Genomic DNA, 23,186 nt, shown 5'->3' with positions numbered 1-23,186 from the left:
GTCGTCGGGGCGGAAGGGGCCGGCGGATCGAACGGGGCGGGTGGGGCAGGAGTGGCGGCGAGGCGGCGCGGGGAGCCGGGCGAGGCCGCCCGCGCCGTCGTGCGGCTCACTTCGGGTCGCGGTTGAAGACCGCCTTCGTCCACAGGTAGCCGAGGACGCTCAGCCCCACGCACCAGCCGAGTGCCAGCCAGCCGTTGTTGCCGATCTCGCTGCCGAGCAGCAGGCCGCGCAGGGTCTCGATGGCCGGGGTGAAGGGCTGGTACTCGGCGATCGGCCGGAACCAGCCCGGCATCGCGTCGAGGGGGACGAAGGCGCTGGAGATGAGCGGGAGGACGATCAGCGGCAGCGCGTTGTTGCTGGCCGCCTCGGCGTTCGGGCTGACCATGCCCATCCCGACGGCGATCCAGGTGAGCGCCAGGGCGACCAGGGCGACCAGCCCGAGGGCCGCCAGCCACTCCAGGGCTGTGGCGTCCGTGGACCGGAAGCCGATGGCGACGGCGACGGCACCGACGAGGACCACGCTGGCGACCGACTGCAGGACGCTGCCGACGACATGCCCGATGATCACTGAACCGCGGTGGATGGCCATCGTGCGGAAGCGGGCGACGATGCCCTCGGCCATGTCGGTGGAGACGGACACCGCGGCCCCGACGACGGTGCCGCCTATGGTCATCATCAGGATGCCCGGGACCAGATAGGCGAGGTACGCGGAGCGGTCAGCGTGGCCGCCGCCCATGCCCGCGCTCATCACGTCACCGAAGATGTAGACGAAGAGCAGCAGCAGGACGATCGGCGTGAGCAGCAGGTTCAGGGTGAGGGAGGGGTAGCGCCGGGCGTGCAGCAGATTCCGGCGCAGCATCGTGTTCGCGTCGCGCACGGCGAGGGAGAGGGAACTCATCGGGTGGCCTCCTCGGCCTGGTGGGGAACGGCGCCGCCGCCGGTCAGGGCGAAGAACACGTCGTCGAGGTCGGGGGTGTGCACGGTCAGTTCGTCCGCCTCGATGCCGGCCGAGTCCAGCCAGTCGAGGAGGGAACGCAGTTCGCGCTGGCTGCCGTCGCTGGGGATCTGCAACGCCAGCGCCTCGTCGTCGAGCGAGCCGCCCGCCCGGGCGGGATGTGCGGTCCGCGGGAAGGTCGCCTCGCGCAGGGCGACGGCGGCGGACCGGTAGGCGGACGGGTCGGTGAAGCGGAGCCGGATGTGCCCGCCGGGGACGAGCCGCTTCAGCTCGTCGGCGCTGCCCTCGGCGGCGATCCTCCCGTCGCTCAGCACCGCGATGCGGTCGGCGAGCTGGTCGGCCTCCTCCAGGTACTGGGTGGTGAGGAAGACGGTGACGCCGCCGGAGACCAGTTCGCGGATGATGCCCCACATGGTGTGCCGGCTGCGCGGGTCGAGGCCGGTGGTGGGCTCGTCGAGGAAGATGATCCGCGGCCCGCCGACCAGGGTCATGGCGATGTCGAGGCGGCGCTTCATACCGCCCGAGTAGGTGGCGGCGGGCTTCTTCGCGGCGTCCTTCAGATCGAAGCGGTCCAGCAGTTCGGCGGTGATCCGCCGCCCCTCGCGCCGGGACAGATGGTGCAGGTCCGCCATCAGGAGCATGTTCTCCTCGCCGGTGATCAGCCCGTCGACGGCGGAGAACTGTCCGGTCACGCCGATCGCCGCCCGCACGGCCTGCGGATCGGCCGCCAGGTCGTGCCCGGCGACGCGGACGGTGCCCGCGTCGGCGGACACGAGGCTGGAGAGGATCTTGACGACGGTGGTCTTGCCGGCGCCGTTGGGGCCGAGCAGGGAGAAGACGGTGCCCTGCGGCACCGACAGGTCGATGCCGTCGAGCACGAGCTTGTCGCCGTAGGACTTGCGCAGTCCGGTGGCGGCGATCACCGGCGCCGTCGTCCTCGTGGTGCTCGGCGCCGTTGTCCGGGTGGCGGTCATGCCGCTGTCCTTCCGGGGGCGGGGTCAGGGTTGGGGAGGGGGCGCCGGTCAGGCGCGGCGGGTGATGATGTCGCCGACCGAGGTCCGGGCGTGCACCTCGACCGTCTCTTCGCTGTCCGCCGGTCCGGCCGAGGGGCCGAGCGCGTTGCGGACGGTGCCGAACTTGGTGTGCAGGTCGAGCCAGGCGGCGGTGCCGTCGTGGATGCCCACTTCGACGTCGCCGACGGAGGCGCGCAAGGCGACCCGGCCGCGCAGGACGTCGCCGACCCGGATCCGGCCGGTGGAGGTCATCGCCTCGACCCCCGCGCGGGCGACGCCGATCTCGATGCGGCCGTTGGCGGACTTGGCCTCCACCCCGCTGTGCGCGGTGCCCACCGAGATGTCGCCGTTGGCGGCACTGGTCCTCAGACCGCCGGCGACCTCGCCGACCACGGTCGGGCCGTTGCCGTTCTTGACGGTCGCCGCGCCGGTGACCTCGCCCACCTCGACCCGGCCGGAGCCGACGACCTCTGCATCGCCGGTGGCGCGGGCCAGCCGGATGTCGCCGTGGTCCGTGCGCAGCTCGGCCCGGGCGGCCTCGTCCACCTGGAGGTCGCCGAGCGAGGTCTTGAGCACCACGTCGCCGAGGCGGCCGGTGCAGAAGAAGGCGCCCAGGGCCGCGGTGCCCCGCACGTCCGAGCCGGCGGGCAGCTCGACGGTCACCTCCACGGCGCCCGGCTTGGCGAACGGGGAGCGCTTCTTGGGCGTCCGGACGGTCAGCCGGCCGCCCGCGCAGGTGACCTGCGTCTGCTGTGCGGCGCGTACGTCGTTGTCGTCGGCGCCGCTGCGCGGCAGTACCTCCACGACCGTGTCGGTGCGCTTGCCGGCGGTGAGGTGGACGGAGCCCACCTCCAGCTCGAAGGTGGCGGAGAGCGGTTCGGGAGTGTCGAAAGCAGGCATGGCTGTGGCGTCCTCGTGACTCGTGGGTGTTCCCGCCGGTGCGGCGGGTGTCGGATGAAGTCGGATGAAGTGGGGGCCGGCGGCGGGGCCGGCCGGGGCTAGCGGGCCCAGCCGGTGAAGCCCCGGCTGCCGGAGTCCTTGCCGCGGCCCGGCCGGCCGGTGCGCTCCTCGCCGGTGAGGGCGGTGGAGACGGCCCGTACCAGCCAGGCGTTGACCGACAGGCCCTCCGCAGCGGCGGCGGCCTCGGCGCGGGCCTTGAGCGGGGCGGGGAGACGGAAGTTGATCCGCGCCATGGCGCCGTCGTCACCCTCCGCGGGCGGCGGTGGCGCCATGGCCGCGGCGGGGGCAGCGGCGGGCTCGTGCGCTTCCTGGAAGGGCTCGGCGGTGGGCGGCGCCGTCACCACGAACTCCGGGTCGAGCCCGCGCAGCCGCACGTCGACCGAGCCAGGTGCCAGCTCCCGCGTGACCTCGCTCATGGCGGCGGACAGCGCGTTGAGGAGGGTCAGCCGGGCGGCGGTCTCCAGGGGCGAGGCGAGGCGCTCGGCGAGGGCGCGGGCGTCGTCACCGCTGGCGTCCGCGGCGACGGCCAGCTCCTGGCGGAGGTTGTCGACGTAGGGCGTGAGGTCCATGGCGCCATAGTGGCACACTCGTGGCGCCATGGCGAGCCGATTCGGGTGACCAGTCTCGCGGCGCGGCGTTGATTTGCGGAGACTTCCGTAAATTGGTGCGCGGTGGTGGCGCAGCGAGGAGGGGGCGACTCGAAATGGCGCCGGTTCGGCGCCAGCGTGGCGCCAGCGCTTCAGTGTCAGGCCCCACCTGGGTGCTCGCCGGGTGGGCCCCGCCGGGAACGGCATACGGCGACGCGTGCCGGAACTCCGTGGTGGGGGCTCCCTGGCAGCCGCCGAGGGGGAGGGCGCCTGCCCGGGGGCGGCCCGGGTTCATCGGGCGTCCGCTGTGTCGTCCCAGGGGCGCTGGGCGGCAGGTCCACGCGAACGGCACCGGGCTGCCGTCCGGCGAGGCGGAGGCCGGACTCCGTCCGGGGAGCGCGCACCAGGAACCCGGAGGGGCCGCCGGGACCTTCGGCAGCGGTCGGCCGCCTCCGGGGGCGGGACGCGCCCCCGCGGGCCCCGGTCCGGGCCTCCGGGGCCTGGATGCGCCCCCGCGGTCCCCGGTCCGCCCCCGGCGTACGGGACAATGCCCTCATGTCCCTCTTCCGTGACGACGGCATCGTCCTGCGCACCCAGAAGCTCGGAGAGGCGGACCGCATCATCACGCTGCTCACGCGCGGGCACGGACGGGTGCGGGCGGTCGCCCGGGGAGTGCGCCGGACCAAGTCGAAGTTCGGGGCGCGGCTGGAGCCGTTCAGCCACGTGGACGTGCAGTTCTTCGCCCGGGGCAGCGAACTGGTGGGACGCGGGCTGCCGCTGTGCACCCAGACGGAGACGATCGCCCCCTACGGGCAGGGCATCGTGACCGACTACGACCGCTACACGGCCGGCACGGCCATGCTGGAGACCGCCGAGCGGTTCACCGACCACGAGGGCGAGCCCAATGTGCAGCAGTACCTGCTGCTGGTCGGCGGACTGCGCACCCTCGCCTCGGGCGCGCACAGCGCCGGTCTGGTGCTGGACGCCTTCCTGCTGCGCTCGCTGGCGATGGGCGGCTACGCACCGAGCTTCGCCGACTGCGCCAAGTGCGGACTGCCGGGGCCCAACCGCTTCTTCTCCGTCGCCTCGGGCGGGGTGGTGTGCGGCGACTGCCGGGTGCCGGGCAGCGTGGTGCCCTCGCCGGAGGCGCTGCGGCTGCTGGGTGCGCTGCTGACGGGGGACTGGGAGACGGCGGACGCCGCCGAGCCGCGGCACTGCCGGGAGGGCTCCGGCCTGGTCTCCGCCTATCTGCACTGGCACCTGGAGCGGGGGCTGCGCTCCCTGCGGTACGTGCGGCAGGCTTCGAACGGTTAGGCTCGACCGGGTCAGCTGTCCCCCGTTCCGCCCGCTGGAGATGAGAACCGCATGGCACGCCGCGGAATGCTGTCCTGGTCGCAGCAGCGCCAGTACGCGACGCCCGAACCGCACCCCTCGGGGGCCCGGCCGCCCAAGATCCCGGGCGAGCTGATCCCGAACCACGTGGCGGTCGTCATGGACGGCAACGGCCGCTGGGCCAAGCAGCGCGGGCTGCCGCGCACGGAGGGCCACAAGGTGGGCGAGGGCGTCGTGATGGACGTCCTCAAGGGCTGTCTGGAGCTGGGCGTCAAGAACCTGTCGCTGTACGCCTTCTCCACGGAGAACTGGAAGCGGTCGCCCGAGGAGGTGCGCTTCCTGATGAACTTCAACCGCGATGTGATCCGCCGCCGCCGCGACGAGATGGACGAGCTGGGCATCCGCATCCGCTGGGTGGGCCGGATGCCGAAGCTGTGGAAGTCGGTGGTCCAGGAACTCCAGGTCGCCCAGGAGCAGACGAAGGACAACGACGCGATGACGCTGTACTTCTGCGTCAACTACGGCGGCCGGGCGGAGATCGCGGACGCGGCGCGGGCCATCGCCGAGGACGTCGCGGCGGGCCGGCTGGATCCCGCGAAGGTCGGCGAGAAGACGTTCGCGAAGTACCTCTACTACCGGGACATGCCGGATGTGGACCTCTTCCTGCGGCCCTCCGGCGAGCAGCGCACGTCCAACTACCTGATCTGGCAGAGCGCCTACGCGGAGATGGTCTACCAGGACGTGCTGTGGCCGGACTTCGACCGGCGTGACCTGTGGGCGGCCTGTCTGGAGTACGCCCAGCGGGACCGCCGGTTCGGCGGTGCCCTGCCCAACGAGGCGCAGGAGAGCGCCGCGCGGGCCTAGCCCTGGGCGAAGCTCCAGGAGACGGTGCCGTTGGCGGTCATCAAGGTGGCCAGTACCAGCAGGTCGGCGGCGCCCAGTCCCAGTCCGAGCAGGGCCCGGCCGCGCCGGGTCGTGCCGCGGGTCAGTGCCAGGCCGCCCAGCACCAGGGCGCAGGGGCCCAGGACGATGTTGAAGACCAGCAGTCCGACCAGGCCCATCACGAACGAGGCCACGGCCATGTCGTCGGCGTCGCCCACGCGGGTGCGGCCCTTGCGCAGGACGCGGGGGCCGGTGCCGGTCCCCGTATCGGTACGGGTGGGGCGGGTGGGGGTGTCTGTGGTGCTCATGGTCGTCTCCTCGGCCTCCTCAGCCCTGCCGGCGGTGGCGGCGGTTGCGCTCGCGGACGGCGAAGACGAGCAGCCAGGCGGCGATGGCCGCGGCTGCGGTGAGGGTGACGGCGGGCGGCAGCTGGGCGGGCGGGCCCACCAGCACGCCCAGCAGCAGGAATGCGGCGACGAGGAAAAGCATGGTTCCCCCTCTCCCGACTCGTGCGCGGGTCGGCGTTCGGTGTGCTGCGCGCTGTCCGTGCGGTCCGTGTTGCACGTCGTTGGGTGAACAACTGTCGTGACAACTGTTCACTGAATTGAGGGTACCCATTGCGGCGCTCAGCACACAACTGTTTACTGAGCCCATGAGCGCCACCCTCTCGCAACGCGACCAGCAGAAGGCCCGCACCCGCCGCGCCCTGCTGGACGCGGGCCTGGCACTGCTGGAGGAACAGAGCCTGAGCAGCATCGGGCTGCGGGAGATCACCCGCGCCGTCGGCATCTCTCCCGCCGCCTTCTACCGGCACTTCCGCGACGTGGCCGACCTGGGCGTCGCCCTCGTCGAGGAGTCACTGGGCAGCCTGCACGAGGCGATACGGGCCGGACTGTCGGCGCACAGCGAGGACGGCGCCCGCATCGACCACCTCGTGGACGTCATCGCCGCGCACGTGCGCCGGCACCCCGAGCACATCCGCTTCGTCGCCCGGGAGCGGCACGGCGGTGTGGCCGCCGTCCGCACCGCCATCGGCGCCGAACTCGACCGCTTCGCCGAGGAGGTCACCCGCCTGCTGGCCGAGGACGAGATCTCCCGCGGCTGGAGCGCGGAGGACCTGCGGATGCTGGGGGAGACCTACGTCGACCACATGGTGATGACGGCCTTCGCCTTTCTCGACGCCGCCCTGGGCGAGGGCCCGCCCGCGGCGACCGTCGCCCGCACGGCCCGCCGCCAGCTGCGGCTGATCAGCCTGGGCCGCCGGTACTGGACGGCCTCGGACGGGGCGGCCACCACCGGATGACCGCGAACACCCGAGCCCGCCGGGCGGATCGGCTCCGCCCGACGGGCCCGGGTGCTGTACCGGGTGGGTGTGCTGTGCCGGGCCCGTACCCCTGTGGGGCGCGGGCCCGGCCCGCTCAGGCCGTACGCCGGCGGAAGAGCGCCGCGCACACCGGGAGGGTGACCGCGAGCAGCCCCAGGCACCAGACGAGGGCCAGCCAGGGGCTGTTGCCGGTCGGCTGGTCCAGCAGCAGGCCGCGCAGCGACTCGATGACGGGCGTGACCGGCTGGTGGTCGGCGAAGCCGTGCAGCCAGTCGGGCATCGTCTCCACCGGGACGAAGGCGCTGCTGGGGTAGGGCAGGAAGAGCATCACGAAGGTGAACCCGCCCGCGGCCTCGGGGCTCTTGGCCAGCAGGCCCGCCGCCGCGCCCAGCCAGGAGAGCGTGGTGATGTACAGCAGCAGGATGCCGCAGGCCGCCAGCCAGCCGGTCAGCTGCGCCTGGGGCCGGAACCCGATGGCGAAGGCGACGCCCAGCACCGCCGCCGTCGCCGCCGTGTTGCGGGCCACGCTCGCGGCCACATGGCCGGTCAGCACGGCGGTGCCGCTGGTGTCCATGGCGCGGAAACGGTCGATGATGCCGTTCGTCATGTCGACCGAGACGGTGGTCGCCGTCATCGAGGCGCCGTACCCCGCGCAGAGGATGAGCACGCCCGGCGCCACATACGTCACGTATTTCGTGGTGCCGGTCTCGATGGCGCCGCCGAAGAAGTAGACGAACACCAGCATCAGCAGCACCGGCAGCACCAGCGAGGTGATCACCGCGTCGGGGTTGCGCCGGGTCAGCCGGACGGACCGGCCCGCGAGAACCGCGTACTCAGCCATGGGTCAGCTCCAGGAAGACGTCGTCGAGGGTCGGGCTGTGCACGGCGAAGCGCGCCACGTCGGTGCGCTGCGGGTCCACCTCGTCCAGCAGCGCCCGCACGTGGGCGGCGCTGCCGTCGGTCGCCACGCCCAGCACAAGTCCCTCCGGGGTGCGGTGCAGCAGGCGTCCGGCCAGCCGGGCGGCGGCGGCCTCGTAGGCGTCGGGCCCGGCCATCGTCAGGTCCAGCCGCTGGGCCGCGACGGTCTTCTTCAGCTCCTGCGGCGTGCCCTCGGCGATCACCCGGCCGCCGTCCAGCACGGCCACCCGGTCGGCGAGCTGGTCGGCCTCCTCCAGGTACTGCGTGGTGAGGAAGACGGTCACCCCGGCCCGGGCCAGGGTGCCGACCGCCTCCCACATGGTGCGGCGGCTGCGCGGGTCCAGCCCGGTGGTCGGCTCGTCCAGGAACATCACCTGCGGGTCGGTCACCAGCCCGGCGGCGATGTCGAGCCTGCGGCGCATCCCTCCCGAGTAGGTGCCGACGCGGCGGTCGGCCGCCTCGGTGAGGGAGAAACGGTCCAGCAGTTCCGCCGCGCGGCTGCGCGCCGAGGCGCGGGAGTGGCCGCGCAGCCGGGCCATCATCCGCAGGTTCTCCGCGCCCGTCTGCGCCTCGTCGAGGGCCGCGTACTGGCCGGTGAGGCTGATGGCGCGGCGCACCTGTGAGCGCTCCCGGCGCACGTCGCGGCCCGCCACCGTGGCCCGTCCCGCATCGGGGAGGGTCAGTGTGGCCAGGATGCGCACGGTGGTCGTCTTGCCGGCGCCGTTCGGCCCGAGCAGGGCGAAGACGCTGCCGCTCGCCACGCGCAGGTCCACTCCGGACAGCACGGTCACCGAGCCGTACGCCTTGCTCAGTCCTTGGGTCTCTATCGCCCAACCGGCTTGTGCCGCTGGGTACATGGCACGTCCCCCTCTTCCGCACAGCTCTTCTGCGTATGCGATACGCGAAACTGTGTATGCCGTAAACGTTACTGCGTATGCTATACACGAGCCGAGCGGTGCACGGCAAGCCGGAAGGTGGAACGCCCCGATGGCGAAGAAGGACCAGGAGTCACCCGGCGGACTGCCGGAGGGTGTGGCCATCGCCTGGGGGCTGCGGGAACGCCCCGGCCGGGGTCCGGCCCGCGGGCTGGACGTACGGCGCATCGTCACGGCCGCCATCGCCGTCGCGGACGCCGAGGGACTCGGCGCGGTCTCCATGAGCCGCGTCGCCACTCAGATCGGCGTCTCCACGATGGCCCTCTACCGCTACGTCTCCGGCAAGGACGACCTGCTGACCCTCATGGAGGACGAGGCCGTCGGCCTCCCCGTCCCCGGCCCGGACCCGGCCGAGGGCTGGCGGGCCGGCATGGAGCACTGGGCCCGCTCCTACGCCGATGTGATGGCCCGCCACCGCTGGATGGTGCGCATCCCCATCAGCACCCCGCCGCTGAGCCCCCACAGCGTCATGTGGATGGAGCAGGCCCTCGGATATCTGCGGCACACCGGGCTGGACGGTGAGGAGAAGCTGGGGGTGCTGATCACCCTCAACGGATACGTACGCAGCCACAGCTCACTGGTCGCGGACATCGCGGAGGCGGGCTGGGACAGCGAAGCCGAGCCCGAGAAGGCCGAACTGCGCTACTGGCAACTGCTGTCGGAGCTGACCCGCACCGGGGACTTCCCCGCCATCCGGGAACTGCTGGGCTCCGGCGAGGTGCAGGACACGAACGACGAGACGGGCACGGCGGAGTTCGACTTCGGTCTGGCCGTGATCCTCGACGGCGTCGCCGCCCTCGTCGCCCGCCGCCAGAACCGGAGCTGACCGTCCCCGGACCGGGGAGCCGGCCCACACCGGGGGCGGAGCCGGCCGCCCCGGAACCGGAGCCGGCCGTCCCGGTCCGCCGTGACCGGGGAGCCGGCCGTTCCCCACGCCGGAGCCGGCCGTGCCGGGCCCCCGGCGGACACGCCACGGCCCCCCGGCGGACACGCCACGGCCCCCCGGCGGACACGCCACGGCCCCCCGCGGACACGCCACGGCCCCCCTCGGAGCGCGTGTGCGCGAAGGGGGGCCGGGCGGGGTGGAGCCGGGGCGGGGCCGGTCTCAGGAGTCCTGGGCGCGCTTGGCGCACTCCCCGCAGGTGCCGAAGATCTCGACCGTGTGACCCACGTCCACGAAGCCGTGCTCGGCGGCCACGGAGGCCGCCCACTTCTCGACGACGGGCCCCTCCACCTCCACCGCCTTGCCGCAGTTGCGGCAGACCAGATGGTGGTGGTGGTCGTCGCTGCGGCACCGCCGGTAGACGGCCTCGCCCTCGTCCGTGCGCAGCACGTCCACCTCGCCGGCGTCGGCGAGGGACTGGAGGGTGCGGTAGACCGTGGTCAGCCCCACCGAGTCGCCCCGGTGCTTGAGCATGTCGTGCAGTTCCTGGGCGCTGCGGAACTCCTCGACCTCGGCGAGTGCGGCGGAGACGGCGGCGCGCTGCCGGGTCGACCGGCCGCGTACGGGGGGACCTGCGGTGGTCACGCTCTGGCTCCTTACGTTCGTCGGCTCCGGGGAGTCGCCGGGCGATCTGGGTCGGCGCGGGCGTTCGCGACGACCCATTGTGCCAGGCGCACCCGGACCGCGGGTATTACACCCTGGTGGGGCGATGGGACGCCTCCGGCCCGTCGGCCGCCGTCCCGCCGCCTGCCACCAGGGTGCCCCCTCGGCCCCCGCCGGGGACAGCCCCGTCCCGCCCGTCGGACCCGTTCCGGTACCGGCGCCGGGCCAGTGGCGCGGCCAGGGCCGTGATGATGCCGAACAGGACGATGGCCAGGACGACGATGCTGGCGCCGGGCGGCACGTCCGCGTAGTACGAGGTGACCGTCCCCGAGAGGGTCACCACCACGCCGAAGCCCACCGAGAGCCCCAGGGTCGCGGCGAAGCCGCGGGTGGCCTGCTGCGCCGCCGCCACCGGAATCACCATCAGAGCGCTGACCAGCAGCAGCCCGACCACCCGCATGGCCACCGTGACGGTCACCGCCGCCGTCACCGCGAGCAGCAGGTTCAGCAGCCGTACCGGCAGCCCCGTCACGCGGGCGAACTCCTCGTCCTGGCAGACGGCGAACAGCTGCCGTCGCAGACCGAGGGAGACGAGCAGCACGAAGACGGACAGCCCGACGATGGCGACGATGTCCTCGGCCGAGACGGTGGTGATCGAGCCGAACAGGTACGTGGTGAGGTTGGCGTTCGAGCCGTTCGGCGACAGATTGATGATCATGACGCCGCCCGCCATGCCGCCGTAGAAGAGCATGGCCAGCGCGATGTCACCGCGCGCCTTGCCGTACCAGCGGATCAGCTCCATGCCGATGGCACCCAGTGAGGAGACGAGCACCGCCATCCACACCGGGTTGGTGCTCAGCAGGAAGCCCAGCGCCACACCGGTCAGCGCGACGTGACCGATGCCGTCGCCCATGATCGCCTGCCGGCGCTGCACCAGATAGATGCCGACGGCGGGAGCGGCGATGCCCACGAGCAGCGCGGCGAGCAGCGCACGCTGCATGAAGGGGAAGTCCAGCATCTCGATCATGTGAGGGACCCCGTCTCGATCTTGGGTGCCGGTGCCGCCTCGGCCGGTTCGCTGCCGTGCGGGTGGCAGGCCAGGTCGTGCAGCCGGTCCGGGTTGTCCACCCGCTCCACCTGTCCGTCCCGCAGCACCACGGCGCGGTCGATCAGCGGGGCGAGCGGGCCCAGCTCGTGCAGGACGAGCAGTACGGAGGTGCCCTGGTCGACCTGCTCGCGCAAGGTGGCGGCCAGCGCCTCCTGGTTGCCGACGTCCACGCCGGCCAGCGGCTCGTCCATGATCAGCAGCTCCGGTTCGGCGGCCAGCGCCCGGGCGATCAGCACCCGCTGGTGCTGGCCGCCGGAGAGCGCGTCGACCGGGTCCTTGGCGCGGTCGTCCATGCCGACCTGCTCCAGGGCGTGCCGTACGGCCGCCTTGTCGGCGCGGCCCAGCGGGCGGAACTTGCGCCGGGCCAGCCGTCCGGCCGCCACCACCTCGCGGACCGTCGCCGGTACCCCGGCCGCCGCGGTGGAGCGCTGCGGTACGTAGCCGAGCCGCTGCCAGTCGCGGAAGCGGGCCAGCGGGGTGCCGAAGAGTTCCAGTTCACCGCCGGTGAGCGGCACCTGGCCGAGCACCGCGCGGATGGTGGTGGACTTCCCCGAGCCGTTGGCCCCCAGCAGCGCGACCGTCTCGCCGGGCGCCACCGTCAGGTCCACGCCGCGCAGCACGGGCCGTCCGCCCAGCGAGGCGGTGGCCCCGCGCAGCGCGACGGCGGGCGGGCCCTCGGCGGTGGCCGGGCCGCCCGGTGCCGCTGTCTTTCTCGTCATGCCTCACGTCCTCACTGCGCGCCGAGCGCGGTCTTGAGCGCGGTCAGGTTCTGGTGCATCACGGAGAAGTAGTCCTGCTTGCCGGGGTGCTCGACGCTCTCCAGCGGGCTGAGCACGCCCGTCTTGAGCCGCAGGTCCTTCGCCAGGGTGCGGGCCGTCTTGTCGCTGGCGTTGTTCTCGAAGAAGACGGTGTCCACGTCGTCCTTCTTCGCGACCTTGTGCAGCTCCTTCATCCGGGCGGCGCTGGGCTCGGACTCCGGGTCGATGCCGGAGACCGCCTCCTCGTGCAGGCCGTACCGCTCGGCGAGGTAGCCGAAGGCGGCGTGCGTGGTGATGAAGGTGTCGGTCTTCTTGCCCTTGAGGCCGTCCCGGAACTCCTTGTCGAGGGTGTTCAGACGGGAGACGAGGGCCTTGGTGTTCTTGGCGTAGGTGCTCTTGTGGTCCGGGTCCGCCTTCTGAAGCTGCTTGCCGACGCCCTCGGCGACCTCGGCGTAGCGGACGGGGTCGAGCCAGATGTGCGGGTCGCCGTCGGCCCCGCCGTGGTCGTGGTCGTGACCCTCGTGGCCGTGTTCCTCGTGGCCGTGGTCGTGGCCCTCCTCGCCGTGCACGTCCGTGCCGTGCTTCTCCAGCGTGGTGAAGGAGGTCGCCTCCGCGATGTGCTTGACGCCCGACTGCTTGACGGCCTCGTCCACGGCGGGCTGGAGGCCCTTGAGGTAGACGACCATGTCGGCCTCGCTGAGCTGACCGGTCTGCTTGGGGCTCAGCTCCAGGTCGTGCGGCTCGGTGCCGGGCTTGGTGAGGTTCTGCACCTCGACGTGGTCCCCGCCGATCTGCTGCGCGAGATAGGCCATCGGGTAGAAGGAGGCGGCGACGTGCACCTTGCCGTCGTCCCCGGTGTCGCTTCCGCAGGCGGCGAGGGCCAGGGAGCCGACGCCGAGGGCGGTGAGGGCGGCGCTGGTACGTATGAGGCGACGGGGGCGGGGACTGATGTTCATGACACTCATTTTCACGAGAAATGGAAACGATTGTCAACTAAAGCATTGCGCTACGTGATCGTCACGGAATGCGACATTGCCCCCCGGGCAAGGGTGGAGATCGCTTCCGCGGGTACCCGGGACCGATTTGCTGACCACCCCTCGACGCCCAGTAATCTGGGGTATTCCGTCTCGTCGTCAACGAAGAGAGCACCGTGGCCGCCGACAAGATCGACACAATTGTCAGCCTCAGCAAGCGCCGTGGCTTCGTCTACCCCTGCAGTGAGATCTACGGCGGTCAGCGCGCCGCCTGGGACTACGGACCGCTGGGTGTGGAGCTGAAGGAGAACATCAAGCGCCAGTGGTGGCGCTCCATGGTCACCTCGCGCGACGACGTGGTGGGCATCGACTCGTCGGTGATCCTCGCGCCCGAGGTCTGGGAGGCGTCGGGCCATGTCTCCACCTTCACCGATCCGCTCACCGAGTGCACCTCGTGCCACAAGCGCTTCCGGGCCGACCACCTGATCGAGGCGTACGAGGCGAAGCACGGCCGTGAGCCCGAGAACGGCCTGGCCGACATCAACTGCCCGCACTGCGGCACCAAGGGCGGATTCACCGAGCCGAAGCAGTTCTCCGGGCTGCTCTCCACCCATCTGGGCCCGACCCAGGACACCGGCTCGATGACCTATCTGCGCCCCGAGACGGCGCAGGGCATCTTCACCAACTTCGCGGCCGTCCAGCAGACCTCGCGCAAGAAGCCGCCGTTCGGCATCGCCCAGATGGGCAAGTCGTTCCGCAACGAGATCACGCCGGGCAACTTCATCTTCCGTACCCGCGAGTTCGAGCAGATGGAGATGGAGTTCTTCGTCAAGCCGGGCGAGGACGAGAAGTGGCACGAGTACTGGATGGAGCAGCGCTGGGCCTGGTACCGGGACCTGGGCATCCGTGAGGAGAACATCCGCTGGTACGAGCACCCGAAGGAGAAGCTCTCCCACTACTCGAAGCGCACCGCCGACATCGAGTACCGCTTCAACTTCGGCGGCACCGAGTTCTCCGAGCTGGAGGGCGTGGCCAACCGCACCGACTTCGACCTGACCTCCCACTCCAAGGCGTCGGGCCACGACCTGTCGTACTTCGACCAGGAGGCCGGCGAGCGCTGGACGCCGTACGTCATCGAGCCGGCGGCCGGTGTCAACCGCGCCATGCTCGCCTTCATGCTGGACGCCTACGTCGAGGACGAGGCGCCCAACGCCAAGGGCAAGATGGAGAAGCGCACGGTCATGCGCCTCGATGCGCGGCTGGCCCCGGTCAAGGCCGCCGTGCTGCCGCTGTCCCGCAACGAGCAGCTGTCGCCGAAGGCGCGCGGCCTGTCGGAGACGCTGCGCAAGCACTGGAACATCGACTTCGACGACGCGGGCGCCATCGGCCGCCGCTACCGCCGCCAGGACGAGATCGGCACCCCGTTCTGCGTGACCGTCGACTTCGACACACTGGACGACAACGCCGTCACCGTGCGTGAGCGCGACACGATGAAGCAGGAGCGTGTCTCCCTCGACCAGATCGAGGGCTACCTGGCAGCCCGCCTCATCGGCTGCTGAGCGCGACCGGACGGAAACGACAGGGCCCGGCCCCCCGCGGGGGGCCGGGCCCTTCGTCGTGCGGGCCGCCGCGTCTCACTCCACGGTGCGGCGCAGCAGCAGGCAGACGAAGCCGAAGCTGTCCCGGTAGCCGCGCAGCCACTCCTCGCGGTGCCGGTCCGCCGCCCGCAGTGCCTCCGCGCTGTCGGGGTGGTGGGGGTTGTCCAGCGCCCAGCGGGAGAGGGAGCCGGTCCAGTTCCACTCGTAGTCGTCCAGCTCGTGCCGGGTGGACTGGTGGGCGTAGACGGGCGTCCAGCCGTCGGCGGTCACCTTGTCGACCGTGCCCGCCAGGTCCTCGTACTCGCCCAGCAACTCCCGTGCCCGCCCGCTGGGTTCCCGCTCCCAGTAGGCGTCCCCGGCCAGCACCACCCCGCCGGGTGCCAGATGGCGGCGGGCGGCGTCCAGGGTGGGCAGCAGTCCGCCGAAGGCGTGGGCGGCGCCCACGCTGAGCACCACGTCGAAGGGGCGGGCCGCCGCGAAGGAGGCGGCCTCGGTGCGGTGCAGCGTCAGCCGTTCCTCGACGCGGGCCTCCTTCGCGTTCCGGCGGGCCCGCTCCAGCGCCTCCTCGGAGACGTCCACGCCCTCCGCCGTCACCCCGGGGCGGTGGTGGAGGGCCCGCAGCAGCCAGGCGCCTTCCCCGCAGCCGAGGTCGAGCACCCGTTCGTCGCCGCGGGGCAGGGCCCGCCGCAGCAGGCGGTCGACGGAGGAGTCGTCGAGCGGGGCCTCGACGGGATGGTCGGTGTGCGCGATCAGGGAGCGTGTCTGTCGGTCCATGTGCGCACCCTGGCAGACGACGGCCCGCGGCGGCCGGGATTTTCCGTGGTGGAACCGGTCACATGTTTCCGTGTGGAACCGGTCACATGTGCGCGGCGGCGTTCAGCACCGCGTCCAGCAGGCCGGGGAAGCGGGCGTCGAGGTCGGCCCGGCGCAGGCAGTTGATCTTCGCGGTGCCCCGGTAGCACTGGTTGATGACGCCCGCCTCGCGCAGGACCCGGAAGTGGTGGGTGGCCGTCGAGGCGGAGACGGGCAGCTCGACCTGGGAGCAGGTGGCGCCGCCGCCGTCGCCTTCGCCGTAGCCGCCGAGGGCGTTGACGATGCGCAGCCGCACCGGGTCGGCGAGCGCGTGGAGCACGTGCTCCAGGCGGATCTCGGACCGCTCGGGGTGCGGGAGTTCGCGTACGGCGGATGTCGTCGGCACGGGCTCATAGTACGGCACTCATCGAAATTTGACAGTCGTCGTAGTACGGCGTTTATCGTAGGACGCCGAGTGGACCCCCGCACCGATTGGAGAGCGCCGTGAGCGCACTGTTCGAGCCCCTCACCCTGCGGTCGGTGACCGTGCCCAACCGCGTCTGGATGGCGCCGATGTGCCAGTACAGCGCGGCGCCCGAGGGACCGGAGCAGGGCGTTCCCACCGACTGGCACCTCGTCCACCTCGGCTCCCGTGCCGCCGGCGGACTGGGCCTCGCCCTCGTCGAGGCGACCGCCGTGACCCCCGACGGCCGGATCTCCCCCTACGACCTCGGGCTGTGGAACGACCGCCAGCAGGAAGCCTTCACCCGCATCACCCGCTTCCTGTCCGAGCAGGGCACCGTCCCCGGCATCCAGCTCGCACACGCCGGACGCAAGGCGTCCACGGAGCGCACCTGGGTGCAGCGCGGTGCGCCCCTCGCCCCAGGCCAGGACCACGGCTGGCAGCCGGTCGGCCCCAGCCCGCTGGCCTTCGACGAGCGGAGCACCACGCCCGCCGAGCTGAGCCGCGAGCAGATCGGCGAACTCGTCGAGCACTTCGCCGACAGCGCCCGCCGGGCCCTCGCCGCCGGCTTCAAGGTGGTGGAGATCCACGGCGCCCACGGCTACCTGATCAACGAGTTCCTCTCGCCGTACACCAACCGCCGCACCGACGAGTACGGCGGCTCCTTCGAGGGCCGCACCCGCTTCGCGCTGGAGGTCGTCGACGCGGTGCGCGCCGTGTGGCCCGAGGAACTGCCGCTCTTCTTCCGGATCTCCGCCACCGACTGGCTGACCGAGAACGCCGACGACGAGCGCGAGGGCTGGACCGGGGACGACACCGTCCGCCTCGCCAAGGAACTCCTCGCCCGGGGTGTGGACCTGCTCGACACCTCCACCGGAGGCAACGCGCCCGACGCCCGCATCGAGGCCGTCCCCGGCTACCAGGTGCCGTTCGCCGAGCGGGTCAAGAAGGAGACCGACCTGCCGGTCGGCGCCGTCGGCCTCATCACCGAGCCGCGGCAGGCCGAGGAGATCATCGCCTCCGGGCAGGCCGACGCCGTCCTGCTGGGCCGCGAACTGCTGCGCCGGCCCTACTGGGCCAACGAGGCCGCCGCGGAACTGGGCGCCGAGCAGCGCCGCCCCATCCAGTACCACCGCTCCTGACCACAGCGCGGGCCCCGTCGCCGGGCCCGCGACCTGCTCCCCAGCACCGGGGAAGAGCCCCGCACGAAGGCCGCCCGCACCGACCGGGCGGCCTTCGTGCTGTCTCCGCTTCTGTGCTCCCGGCAGGGCCCGGCCACTCGTGCGCGCTGGGCCCGCGCGCAGCACATCCCGGGCCTCTACCTCCAGGTGTCCCGCACCAACCATGCCGCCCGCGCCCCCTACGCCCGCGCCGGATTCACCCACGCCTACAGCTACCACTACCGGCTGCGTGGACCGGCCGGTGAGCGGTGACGTTCCGCATGGCGAAACCCTCATCGGGGCGTCCGACCTGCGGGTTACCGTCCCGGACATGCACCTGCTCAGCGTGAACACCGGCCCGCCGCGGCGCGTGGACTACACGGACGCGCCCTCCGGTACCACCGGCATCGGCAAACACCCCGTCCACACCCCCGTGCGGGTCACCGCCCCCGGCGCTCCCGGCGTCGGGGCGAGCGGCGTCGGCGACGACGCGGTCTGCGATCTGCGGTACCACGGCGGCGACGACCGCGCGGTGTACGCGTTCGCCCGGGAAGACCTCGACGCATGGGAGCGCGATCTGGGGTGCGCGCTCCCGCACGGGGCGTTCGGCGAGAACCTCACCACCGCCGGGATCGACCTGCGGGAGGTTCTCGTCGGCGAGCGGTGGCGGATCGGCGACGAGGTGGTGCTGGAGGCGACCGGGGGCCGCATCCCCTGCCGGACCTTCGCCGGCTGGGTCGCCGAACAGGGCTGGGCCCCCGCGAAGGGCTGGCTGCGCCGGTTCACGCTCTCCGGATCGCCCGGCGTCATGTTCCGCGTTCTCACTCCGGGCACCCTGCGGGCGGGCGACGAGGTGCGCGTCCTGCACCGTCCCGCCCACCCCGTCACGGTCGCCTCCCTCTTCCGCGCCGTGACGACCGAACGCAAGCGGCTCCCCGAGGTCCTGGTCGCCGCCGAGTGGATGGAGCGGGAGCAACGGGAGATCGCGGAGAAGTACACCGCGAAGTACGGCACTGCCACGTGAGGGAGAACTCGCGCGGCGGGTGCGCCGGGGTCAGTCGTCCTCGGTGAGGAAGTCCGTGAGCGCGGCAGCGACGGCCTCGGGCTGCTCGTCGGGGATGAAGTGCCCGGCGTCCGGCACGACGATCCCGGTGGTGTCGTCGGCCCATGGGCTGATGGAGGCGGCCATGTCCGGAATGGAGCCGTGGCTGCTGGAGACCCCGAGGACGGGCAGGGTCAGGTGCCGCGCCGCGAGCGCCTCGCGGTTCCTGCGCGCCGACTCCCCGGCGTCCCGGTAGTACGCGAGGGAGGCGTGCAGGCCGCCGTCGGCGGCGAGGGCCGCCGCGTAGTGGTCGGTCTCGGCGTCGTCGAACGTGTCGGGGGAGAGGGTCTTCGCCTTCAGGAACCAGTCGACGTATTCGCGTTCCCGGCCGGCCAGCAGCGTCTCGGGCAGGTCGGGCACCATGTGGAACGCGAAGTGCCAGGTCTTCCACGCCCGGTCCGGGTCGGTGGGGATCGCCTCCGGCAGGGTGATACCGGGAATCCCGGCGTCGAGCAGGGCGACCCGGCGCAGGTGGCTCTCGAAGCGGAGGGCGAGGGAGAAGGCGACCCAGGCGCCGATGTCGTGGGCGACCAGAGAGTAGGACGGCACTCCGAGCGCCTGCACGGCCGCGTGGACGTGCCCGGCGGCCGTGTGCGTGTCGTAGCCGCGCTCCGGGCGCTCGGAGTGGCCCTGCCCCGGCAGGTCGATCGCGAGGACGCGGAACCGGTGGGTCAGGCCGGGCAGCACCTTCCGCCACGCCCACCAGGTCTGCGGGAATCCGGCGAGGAGGACGACGGCCGGGCCGCTGGGCTGTCCGCCCTCGACGACATGGAGGCGGATGCCGCCCGCGTCGATCCAGCGATGCGTGAACCCGGCCAGAGGCGGGAGAGGCAGGTCGGGGACGGGGTTGCTTTCGGAGACATAAGAGACATAAGGAGTGTCGGTTTCCGGGCCGGTCACGGGGTTCCTCCGTCGGTGTCGGGGTGTGTGGTCGGGACGGTGCAGCCGACGGCGATGGCGCGAGTGCGCGGTGTGCCTGGCCATGACCACGTTTGAACGCTAACACATCTTGAACCGAGCGGTTCAAGATAGAATGGTGTGCGACACGGACCGCATCATCGACACCTCGGCAAGGAAGTGCCCGCGTGGCAGGCAAGAAGCAGTTCGACATGGACAAGGCGCTCGACGCCGCGATGATCCAGTTCTGGCGCGAGGGCTACGCCGACACCTCACTGGACGATCTGTCCCGGGCCACCGGCCTGAACCGCAGTTCCCTCTACTCCTCCTTCGGCGACAAGGACCGGCTCTTCCTGCGCTGCCTTGATCTCTACGCCACGCGCTACGGCGAGAAGTACGAGGCCGCACTGGCATCCGCGGCCTCCGATCCCGTCGCCGCCGTCCGCGCGTTCTTCGACGTCACCCTTGAGCGCATCGCCGACCCCGAACTGCCCGACGGGTGCCTGATCGCCCAGTCGGCCATGTCGATCCCCGTGCTGAGCCCGGGTGTCGCGGCGCACGCCGAGCAGGCACTCGACCTCCAGTACTCGCGCCTGCGCACCGCGCTGAAGGCCGGGCGACTGTCCGACCACGACGCCGAGACCTTCGCCGTGCACGCGGCGGCGGTGAACCAGTCGCTCGCCGTCATGAGCAGGGCCGGGGCGAGCCCGGCGCAGCTCCGGTCGATCGTCGGCGTGACGATCGACGCGCTGTCGCAGGCGTTGCGCGGGTAAGGAGCCGGATACGGCACGGCTCTTCCGCCTCTGCGGCTCGCGCGGCGGATGAGCGGGCGGTGGGGCCCGCGCCCCAGCCGTGCCGGCGGCCACCTCAACTGCGCGGGGGCGCCCCTTCGCGCGGTGCTCGCGCCGTCCGGATGTGGGAGAGGAGCGCCTGCCAGGCGTGGGGCCCGAAGTATGCGGTCCCGCGTGCGGGGTCCTTGCTGTCGCGGACCGCCCGCCCGCCGTCGGCTGTGATGGCGACTTCGACGCATTCGCTGTGATCGGGCCCGGAGTACGAGGACCTGCGGAAAGGGGACGTGACGGTGGGCGGGGGCTTCACTGCTGAGTCGGCTCCTCACTGAGACGTTCAAGGAGGTCCCGGATGTACTCCTCGCTCTTGCCGGGTGTCAGAGCTGTGGCCTGACACGCTTCGAAGGCTGTGGCGTAGCGCGCGATCTGTTCACTGCCCTCGGCAATGACGATGTTGTCCTGGATGTCCTGGCTCACCACTGCGGGAGACCACTCGCCGTCGAAGGAGAGCATCACGAACCCCGGTGCGCAGCGCGTGATGTGCCATTCGGCGGCTGGGAGTACCTGCACCGTCACGTGCGGGCGTTGTGCGCTCTCCAACAAGTCGGCAAGCTGTCCGAGGTGGACGGCTCTCGACGGTATCGGTGACGCGAGCGCGGCCTCTCCGATGACAGCGGTGAAACGAGTACCCGAGTCGAAGACGCGCTGGCGTCGTTCCTGCCTCACCTTGACCACCTGCTCGGCGAGCGCCGGGTCTGTGACGTTCGGGTTCCCTTCCACGAGCGTGCGGGTGTACTCGGGAGATTGCGGCAATCCGGGGATCAGTAGTGGCTGCCAACTGCGAATGCAGGTGGCGTCCTCTTCCAGGGCCACGTAGTCGCCGAACCCGTCCGGAACGACATAGTTGAGCCACCATCCCCGCTTGTTGGAGTCCCGGGCCAACTGCTCAAGGTGTCGGGAGACATCGGGGTCCTGGACCCCGTACAGCTCCAGCAGCAGCCGGACGTCGCCGGGCCGGGCGGCCACCTGGCCCGCCTCGACGCGGCTGATCTTGGCCTTGGAGCCGCCGATGTACTCGGCCGCCTGCTGCTGGTCCAGCCGTGCCGCCTCGCGGAGGCGGCGGAGAGCTGAGCCGAGGCGACGGCTTCGCATCGTAGGGCGTCCACCTGCGGGCATGTCTTCTCCTTGCCGTGCGTGCACTCCGCACGGCAACGAACCGTACACGGAGGGCAGTTGGGCTCGCAGCTTCGTGCGTGTTCTCTGAATGCAAAGTTGCACAACGTTGAGCGGCCCCTCTAACGTGAGCGCCATCACGCACCGCACTCACGGGAATGCGGAGCGTGATTCCATCCGCTCTGCCGCCCCCGGGGAGGCCCCATGTCCGGGCGAACAGCCGTTGCCAGGTTCCGTGTCGATGTGCGCTCCGTGTCCAGAGCGCGGAACCACACCGCAAGGGTGCTCAGAGAGTGGCGGCTGGGGCGGGTGAGCCCTCAGGCGGTGCTCGTCACCAGTGAGTTGGCGACCAATGTGGTGCTGCACGCCCGGGGAATCGGCGACTACTTCGAACTGGTGCTGCGCCGCCGCGAAGGTGTCCTGGTCGTCGAGGTGTCCGACTCATACCAGTGGGAGATGCCGGAGCTGCGCAAGCCGGCGGAGGACGAGACGTCGGGCCGGGGCTTACTGCTGGTGGACGCGCTCGCCCAGGCGTGGGGCGTGCGCCCCCGCGTCGGCGCGGGCAAGACCGTCTGGGTGCACCTGGCGCTGAGGGGGGACGCCGAGGCCGGGTGACCCGGCGCCGGTGGGTCCGCGCACACCGCGGGGGTGCCCGGTGCACCCCCGCGGGGCGTGGGCGCGTATGGGGGACAATGGGGAGTCGCCCTGTCCGTCGCCGACCCCAGAAGGACCGCCGCCCCATGACCGAGCCCGCCCCCTCGCCGCAGATCGGCCGGCCGTTGCAGATCGGACCGCACACGGTCGAGCCGCCCGTGGTGCTGGCGCCGATGGCCGGGATCACCAACGCTCCGTTCCGGACCCTGTGCAGGGAGTTCTCGGGCGGCCGGGGGCTGTTCGTCAGCGAGATGATCACGACGCGGGCGCTGGTCGAGCGCAACGAGAAGACGATGCAGCTCGTGCACTTCGACGCGAGCGAGAAGCCGCGTTCGATCCAGCTGTACGGCGTGGACCCGGTGACCGTCGGCAAGGCGGTGCGGATGATCGCCGACGAGGACCTGGCCGACCACATCGACCTCAACTTCGGCTGCCCCGTACCCAAGGTGACCCGGAAGGGCGGCGGGTCGGCGCTGCCGTACAAGCGTCCGCTGCTGCGCGCCATCCTGCACGAGGCCGTCGGGAACGCGGGCGGGCTGCCGGTGACGATGAAGATGCGCAAGGGCATCGACGACGATCACCTGACGTATCTGGACGCCGGGCGGATCGCCGTGGAGGAGGGCATCACCGCCATCGCGCTGCACGGCCGCACCGCCGCCCAGCACTACGGCGGTACCGCCGACTGGGAGGCCATCGCGCGGCTCAAGGAGGCCGTGCCGGAGATCCCGGTGCTGGGCAACGGGGACATCTGGTCGGCGGACGACGCGGTGCGCATGATGCGGCGGACCGGCTGCGACGGTGTCGTGGTGGGCCGGGGCTGTCTGGGTCGGCCGTGGCTGTTCGCGGATCTGGTGGCCGCACTCTCGGGCGAGGGTTCGCAGGGGTACGCGCGGCCCACCCTGCGCGAGGTCGCCGAGGTGATGGTGCGGCACGCGCGGCTGCTGGGGGAGTGGCTCGGCGACGAGGAGCGCGGCGTCATCGACTTCCGCAAGCACGTGGCCTGGTACACCAAGGGGTTCTCCGTGGGCTCGGAGATGCGCCGGCGGCTGGCGGTGGCCGGTTCGCTGGCGGAGCTGCGCGGCCTGCTGGACGAGTTGGACCTGTCGCAGGAGTGGCCGCAGGGCGCGGACGGCCCGCGTGGGCGTACCCACTCGCGCAACAAGGTGGTGCTGCCCGACGGCTGGCTGGCTGACCCGTACGAGTGCGGTACGGCGCTCGGCGCGGACGCCGAGGCGGACACCTCGGGCGGCTGAGGCCCGCTTCTTCC

28 protein-coding genes are annotated in these 23,186 nt (G+C 71.8%); 11 read left to right on the top strand and 17 right to left on the bottom strand.

The window, feature by feature from the left end:
• Nucleotides 1-106: 106 nt before the first annotated feature.
• The 4 genes from IO40_RS0106000 to IO40_RS0105985 all read right to left on the bottom strand — a co-directional run bounded on the left by IO40_RS0106000 (nt 107) and on the right by IO40_RS0105985 (nt 3,497).
• On the bottom strand, nt 107-898 hold the full coding sequence (locus tag IO40_RS0106000; protein WP_030406518.1) for an ABC transporter permease: 792 nt from the start codon (nt 896-898) through the stop codon (nt 107-109).
• Nucleotides 895-1,929, bottom strand: a complete 1,035-nt coding sequence (locus IO40_RS0105995) for a daunorubicin resistance protein DrrA family ABC transporter ATP-binding protein (protein ID WP_031174987.1) — start codon at nt 1,927-1,929, stop codon at nt 895-897. The genes IO40_RS0106000 and IO40_RS0105995 overlap by 4 nt, the downstream gene beginning before the upstream one ends.
• Before the next feature lie 48 nt (nt 1,930-1,977).
• Nucleotides 1,978-2,868 (bottom strand): DUF4097 family beta strand repeat-containing protein, encoded by an 891-nt coding sequence (locus tag IO40_RS0105990; RefSeq protein WP_016468891.1) that lies wholly within the window; start codon nt 2,866-2,868, stop codon nt 1,978-1,980.
• A 98-nt stretch (nt 2,869-2,966) separates the two neighbouring features.
• Nucleotides 2,967-3,497 carry a toxin-antitoxin system HicB family antitoxin gene (locus IO40_RS0105985; protein WP_031174986.1) on the bottom strand — a complete coding sequence of 177 codons (531 nt, stop codon included), beginning with the start codon at nt 3,495-3,497 and terminating at the stop codon, nt 2,967-2,969.
• A gap of 573 nt (nt 3,498-4,070) precedes the next feature.
• Here IO40_RS0105985 and recO point away from each other — a divergent pair.
• Together recO and IO40_RS0105975 are read left to right on the top strand one after the other, a co-directional pair.
• Entirely contained in the window at nt 4,071-4,829 is a 759-nt protein-coding gene (gene recO, locus IO40_RS0105980; RefSeq protein ID WP_016468889.1) for a DNA repair protein RecO, read from the top strand.
• Between the two features lie 51 nt (nt 4,830-4,880).
• Nucleotides 4,881-5,711 (top strand): isoprenyl transferase, encoded by an 831-nt coding sequence (locus IO40_RS0105975; RefSeq protein ID WP_016468888.1) that lies wholly within the window; start codon nt 4,881-4,883, stop codon nt 5,709-5,711.
• On the opposite strand, the gene IO40_RS0105970 is transcribed toward IO40_RS0105975, so the two are convergent.
• Nucleotides 5,708-6,037: a hypothetical protein gene (locus IO40_RS0105970; RefSeq protein ID WP_016468887.1), complete on the bottom strand. Its 330-nt coding sequence runs from the start codon at nt 6,035-6,037 to the stop codon at nt 5,708-5,710. The two genes, IO40_RS0105975 and IO40_RS0105970, sit on opposite strands and share 4 nt — an antisense overlap.
• A 19-nt stretch (nt 6,038-6,056) precedes the next feature.
• Complete coding sequence (locus IO40_RS37920; RefSeq protein WP_016468886.1) at nt 6,057-6,218, bottom strand: hypothetical protein; 162 nt, start codon at nt 6,216-6,218, stop codon at nt 6,057-6,059.
• A 163-nt stretch (nt 6,219-6,381) separates the two neighbouring features.
• Here IO40_RS37920 and IO40_RS0105960 point away from each other — a divergent pair, with 163 nt between their 5' ends.
• Entirely contained in the window at nt 6,382-7,032 is a 651-nt protein-coding gene (locus IO40_RS0105960; RefSeq protein ID WP_016468885.1) for a TetR family transcriptional regulator, read from the top strand.
• Between the two features lie 115 nt (nt 7,033-7,147).
• Here IO40_RS0105960 and IO40_RS0105955 read toward each other — a convergent pair whose 3' ends face one another.
• Nucleotides 7,148-7,894 carry an ABC transporter permease gene (locus IO40_RS0105955; protein WP_016468884.1) on the bottom strand — a complete coding sequence of 249 codons (747 nt, stop codon included), beginning with the start codon at nt 7,892-7,894 and terminating at the stop codon, nt 7,148-7,150.
• Complete coding sequence (locus tag IO40_RS0105950; protein ID WP_016468883.1) at nt 7,887-8,828, bottom strand: daunorubicin resistance protein DrrA family ABC transporter ATP-binding protein; 942 nt, start codon at nt 8,826-8,828, stop codon at nt 7,887-7,889. The genes IO40_RS0105955 and IO40_RS0105950 overlap by 8 nt, the downstream gene beginning before the upstream one ends.
• A gap of 130 nt (nt 8,829-8,958) precedes the next feature.
• Here IO40_RS0105950 and IO40_RS0105945 point away from each other — a divergent pair, with 130 nt between their 5' ends.
• Complete coding sequence (locus IO40_RS0105945; RefSeq protein WP_016468882.1) at nt 8,959-9,732, top strand: TetR/AcrR family transcriptional regulator; 774 nt, start codon at nt 8,959-8,961, stop codon at nt 9,730-9,732.
• A gap of 279 nt (nt 9,733-10,011) precedes the next feature.
• Here IO40_RS0105945 and IO40_RS0105940 read toward each other — a convergent pair whose 3' ends face one another.
• The 4 genes from IO40_RS0105940 to IO40_RS0105925 form a co-directional block, all read right to left on the bottom strand.
• The gene (locus IO40_RS0105940; protein ID WP_016468881.1) at nt 10,012-10,434 is read right to left on the bottom strand and encodes a Fur family transcriptional regulator; all 423 of its coding nucleotides are present in this window, start codon (nt 10,432-10,434) and stop codon (nt 10,012-10,014) included.
• A gap of 106 nt (nt 10,435-10,540) precedes the next feature.
• Entirely contained in the window at nt 10,541-11,479 is a 939-nt protein-coding gene (locus IO40_RS0105935) for a metal ABC transporter permease (protein ID WP_016468880.1), read from the bottom strand.
• Nucleotides 11,476-12,279, bottom strand: a complete 804-nt coding sequence (locus tag IO40_RS0105930) for a metal ABC transporter ATP-binding protein (RefSeq protein WP_016468879.1) — start codon at nt 12,277-12,279, stop codon at nt 11,476-11,478. Before IO40_RS0105930 ends, IO40_RS0105935 begins: the two co-directional genes overlap by 4 nt.
• 11 nt (nt 12,280-12,290) lie before the next feature.
• A complete protein-coding gene (locus IO40_RS0105925; protein WP_031174984.1) occupies nt 12,291-13,274 on the bottom strand; it encodes a metal ABC transporter substrate-binding protein in 984 nt (327 codons plus the stop codon).
• Nucleotides 13,275-13,468: 194 nt separating this feature from the next.
• On the opposite strand from IO40_RS0105925, the gene IO40_RS0105920 reads away from it, so the two are divergent.
• Nucleotides 13,469-14,851 carry a glycine--tRNA ligase gene (locus IO40_RS0105920; RefSeq protein ID WP_030406526.1) on the top strand — a complete coding sequence of 461 codons (1,383 nt, stop codon included), beginning with the start codon at nt 13,469-13,471 and terminating at the stop codon, nt 14,849-14,851.
• A 75-nt stretch (nt 14,852-14,926) separates the two neighbouring features.
• Here the strand turns inward: IO40_RS0105920 and IO40_RS0105915 are convergent, their stop codons facing one another.
• A complete protein-coding gene (locus IO40_RS0105915) occupies nt 14,927-15,664 on the bottom strand; it encodes an SAM-dependent methyltransferase (protein ID WP_031174983.1) in 738 nt (245 codons plus the stop codon).
• Nucleotides 15,665-15,746: 82 nt separating this feature from the next.
• Nucleotides 15,747-16,088: an ArsR/SmtB family transcription factor gene (locus IO40_RS0105910; RefSeq protein ID WP_030406528.1), complete on the bottom strand. Its 342-nt coding sequence runs from the start codon at nt 16,086-16,088 to the stop codon at nt 15,747-15,749.
• Between the two features lie 98 nt (nt 16,089-16,186).
• Here IO40_RS0105910 and IO40_RS0105905 point away from each other — a divergent pair, with 98 nt between their 5' ends.
• The 3 genes from IO40_RS0105905 to IO40_RS0105895 all read left to right on the top strand — a co-directional run bounded on the left by IO40_RS0105905 (nt 16,187) and on the right by IO40_RS0105895 (nt 18,329).
• Nucleotides 16,187-17,287 (top strand): NADH:flavin oxidoreductase/NADH oxidase, encoded by a 1,101-nt coding sequence (locus tag IO40_RS0105905; RefSeq protein WP_016468874.1) that lies wholly within the window; start codon nt 16,187-16,189, stop codon nt 17,285-17,287.
• 96 nt (nt 17,288-17,383) lie between these two features.
• Nucleotides 17,384-17,578: a GNAT family N-acetyltransferase gene (locus IO40_RS0105900; RefSeq protein WP_031174982.1), complete on the top strand. Its 195-nt coding sequence runs from the start codon at nt 17,384-17,386 to the stop codon at nt 17,576-17,578.
• Nucleotides 17,579-17,636: 58 nt separating this feature from the next.
• Nucleotides 17,637-18,329 carry an MOSC domain-containing protein gene (locus tag IO40_RS0105895; protein WP_033228928.1) on the top strand — a complete coding sequence of 231 codons (693 nt, stop codon included), beginning with the start codon at nt 17,637-17,639 and terminating at the stop codon, nt 18,327-18,329.
• 30 nt (nt 18,330-18,359) lie between these two features.
• On the opposite strand, the gene IO40_RS0105890 is transcribed toward IO40_RS0105895, so the two are convergent.
• Nucleotides 18,360-19,307 carry an alpha/beta fold hydrolase gene (locus tag IO40_RS0105890; RefSeq protein ID WP_031174980.1) on the bottom strand — a complete coding sequence of 316 codons (948 nt, stop codon included), beginning with the start codon at nt 19,305-19,307 and terminating at the stop codon, nt 18,360-18,362.
• A gap of 185 nt (nt 19,308-19,492) precedes the next feature.
• On the opposite strand from IO40_RS0105890, the gene IO40_RS0105885 reads away from it, so the two are divergent.
• Nucleotides 19,493-20,077 (top strand): TetR/AcrR family transcriptional regulator, encoded by a 585-nt coding sequence (locus IO40_RS0105885; RefSeq protein WP_031174979.1) that lies wholly within the window; start codon nt 19,493-19,495, stop codon nt 20,075-20,077.
• Nucleotides 20,078-20,171: 94 nt separating this feature from the next.
• On the opposite strand, the gene IO40_RS35565 is transcribed toward IO40_RS0105885, so the two are convergent.
• Together IO40_RS35565 and IO40_RS0105880 are read right to left on the bottom strand one after the other, a co-directional pair.
• Nucleotides 20,172-20,402: a DUF397 domain-containing protein gene (locus IO40_RS35565; RefSeq protein WP_078659718.1), complete on the bottom strand. Its 231-nt coding sequence runs from the start codon at nt 20,400-20,402 to the stop codon at nt 20,172-20,174.
• Nucleotides 20,399-21,268 carry a helix-turn-helix domain-containing protein gene (locus IO40_RS0105880; protein WP_031174978.1) on the bottom strand — a complete coding sequence of 290 codons (870 nt, stop codon included), beginning with the start codon at nt 21,266-21,268 and terminating at the stop codon, nt 20,399-20,401. Before IO40_RS0105880 ends, IO40_RS35565 begins: the two co-directional genes overlap by 4 nt.
• Before the next feature lie 201 nt (nt 21,269-21,469).
• Between IO40_RS0105880 and IO40_RS33180 the strand changes: the two genes are divergently transcribed.
• Nucleotides 21,470-21,880: an ATP-binding protein gene (locus IO40_RS33180; RefSeq protein WP_031174977.1), complete on the top strand. Its 411-nt coding sequence runs from the start codon at nt 21,470-21,472 to the stop codon at nt 21,878-21,880.
• A gap of 125 nt (nt 21,881-22,005) precedes the next feature.
• The gene (gene dusB / locus IO40_RS0105870; RefSeq protein WP_016468865.1) at nt 22,006-23,172 is read left to right on the top strand and encodes a tRNA dihydrouridine synthase DusB; all 1,167 of its coding nucleotides are present in this window, start codon (nt 22,006-22,008) and stop codon (nt 23,170-23,172) included.
• Nucleotides 23,173-23,186 lie beyond the last annotated feature (14 nt).

This window comes from Streptomyces albus subsp. albus, from assembly GCF_000725885.1.
Taxonomy (GTDB): Bacteria; Actinomycetota; Actinomycetes; order Streptomycetales; family Streptomycetaceae; genus Streptomyces; species Streptomyces albus.
The sequence above is the reverse complement of the archived record's forward strand: the minus strand, read 5'-3'. Positions and strand labels throughout refer to the sequence as shown.

Excerpts from the sequence above, each read along its gene's own strand:
- IO40_RS0106000 (WP_030406518.1), bottom strand. The coding sequence starts at position 898 with ATGAGTTCCCTCTCCCTCGCCGTGCGCGACGCGAACACGATGCTGCGC.
- IO40_RS0105995 (WP_031174987.1), bottom strand. The coding sequence starts at position 1,929 with ATGACCGCCACCCGGACAACGGCGCCGAGCACCACGAGGACGACGGCG.
- IO40_RS0105990 (WP_016468891.1), bottom strand. The coding sequence starts at position 2,868 with ATGCCTGCTTTCGACACTCCCGAACCGCTCTCCGCCACCTTCGAGCTG.
- IO40_RS0105985 (WP_031174986.1), bottom strand. The coding sequence starts at position 3,497 with ATGGACCTCACGCCCTACGTCGACAACCTCCGCCAGGAGCTGGCCGTC.
- recO (WP_016468889.1), top strand. The coding sequence starts at position 4,071 with ATGTCCCTCTTCCGTGACGACGGCATCGTCCTGCGCACCCAGAAGCTC.
- IO40_RS0105975 (WP_016468888.1), top strand. The coding sequence starts at position 4,881 with ATGGCACGCCGCGGAATGCTGTCCTGGTCGCAGCAGCGCCAGTACGCG.
- IO40_RS0105970 (WP_016468887.1), bottom strand. The coding sequence starts at position 6,037 with ATGAGCACCACAGACACCCCCACCCGCCCCACCCGTACCGATACGGGG.
- IO40_RS37920 (WP_016468886.1), bottom strand. The coding sequence starts at position 6,218 with ATGCTTTTCCTCGTCGCCGCATTCCTGCTGCTGGGCGTGCTGGTGGGC.
- IO40_RS0105960 (WP_016468885.1), top strand. The coding sequence starts at position 6,382 with ATGAGCGCCACCCTCTCGCAACGCGACCAGCAGAAGGCCCGCACCCGC.
- IO40_RS0105955 (WP_016468884.1), bottom strand. The coding sequence starts at position 7,894 with ATGGCTGAGTACGCGGTTCTCGCGGGCCGGTCCGTCCGGCTGACCCGG.
- IO40_RS0105950 (WP_016468883.1), bottom strand. The coding sequence starts at position 8,828 with ATGTACCCAGCGGCACAAGCCGGTTGGGCGATAGAGACCCAAGGACTG.
- IO40_RS0105945 (WP_016468882.1), top strand. The coding sequence starts at position 8,959 with ATGGCGAAGAAGGACCAGGAGTCACCCGGCGGACTGCCGGAGGGTGTG.
- IO40_RS0105935 (WP_016468880.1), bottom strand. The coding sequence starts at position 11,479 with ATGATCGAGATGCTGGACTTCCCCTTCATGCAGCGTGCGCTGCTCGCC.
- IO40_RS0105930 (WP_016468879.1), bottom strand. The coding sequence starts at position 12,279 with ATGACGAGAAAGACAGCGGCACCGGGCGGCCCGGCCACCGCCGAGGGC.
- IO40_RS0105925 (WP_031174984.1), bottom strand. The coding sequence starts at position 13,274 with ATGAACATCAGTCCCCGCCCCCGTCGCCTCATACGTACCAGCGCCGCC.
- IO40_RS0105915 (WP_031174983.1), bottom strand. The coding sequence starts at position 15,664 with ATGGACCGACAGACACGCTCCCTGATCGCGCACACCGACCATCCCGTC.
- IO40_RS0105895 (WP_033228928.1), top strand. The coding sequence starts at position 17,637 with ATGCACCTGCTCAGCGTGAACACCGGCCCGCCGCGGCGCGTGGACTAC.
- IO40_RS0105880 (WP_031174978.1), bottom strand. The coding sequence starts at position 21,268 with ATGCCCGCAGGTGGACGCCCTACGATGCGAAGCCGTCGCCTCGGCTCA.
- IO40_RS33180 (WP_031174977.1), top strand. The coding sequence starts at position 21,470 with ATGTCCGGGCGAACAGCCGTTGCCAGGTTCCGTGTCGATGTGCGCTCC.
- dusB (WP_016468865.1), top strand. The coding sequence starts at position 22,006 with ATGACCGAGCCCGCCCCCTCGCCGCAGATCGGCCGGCCGTTGCAGATC.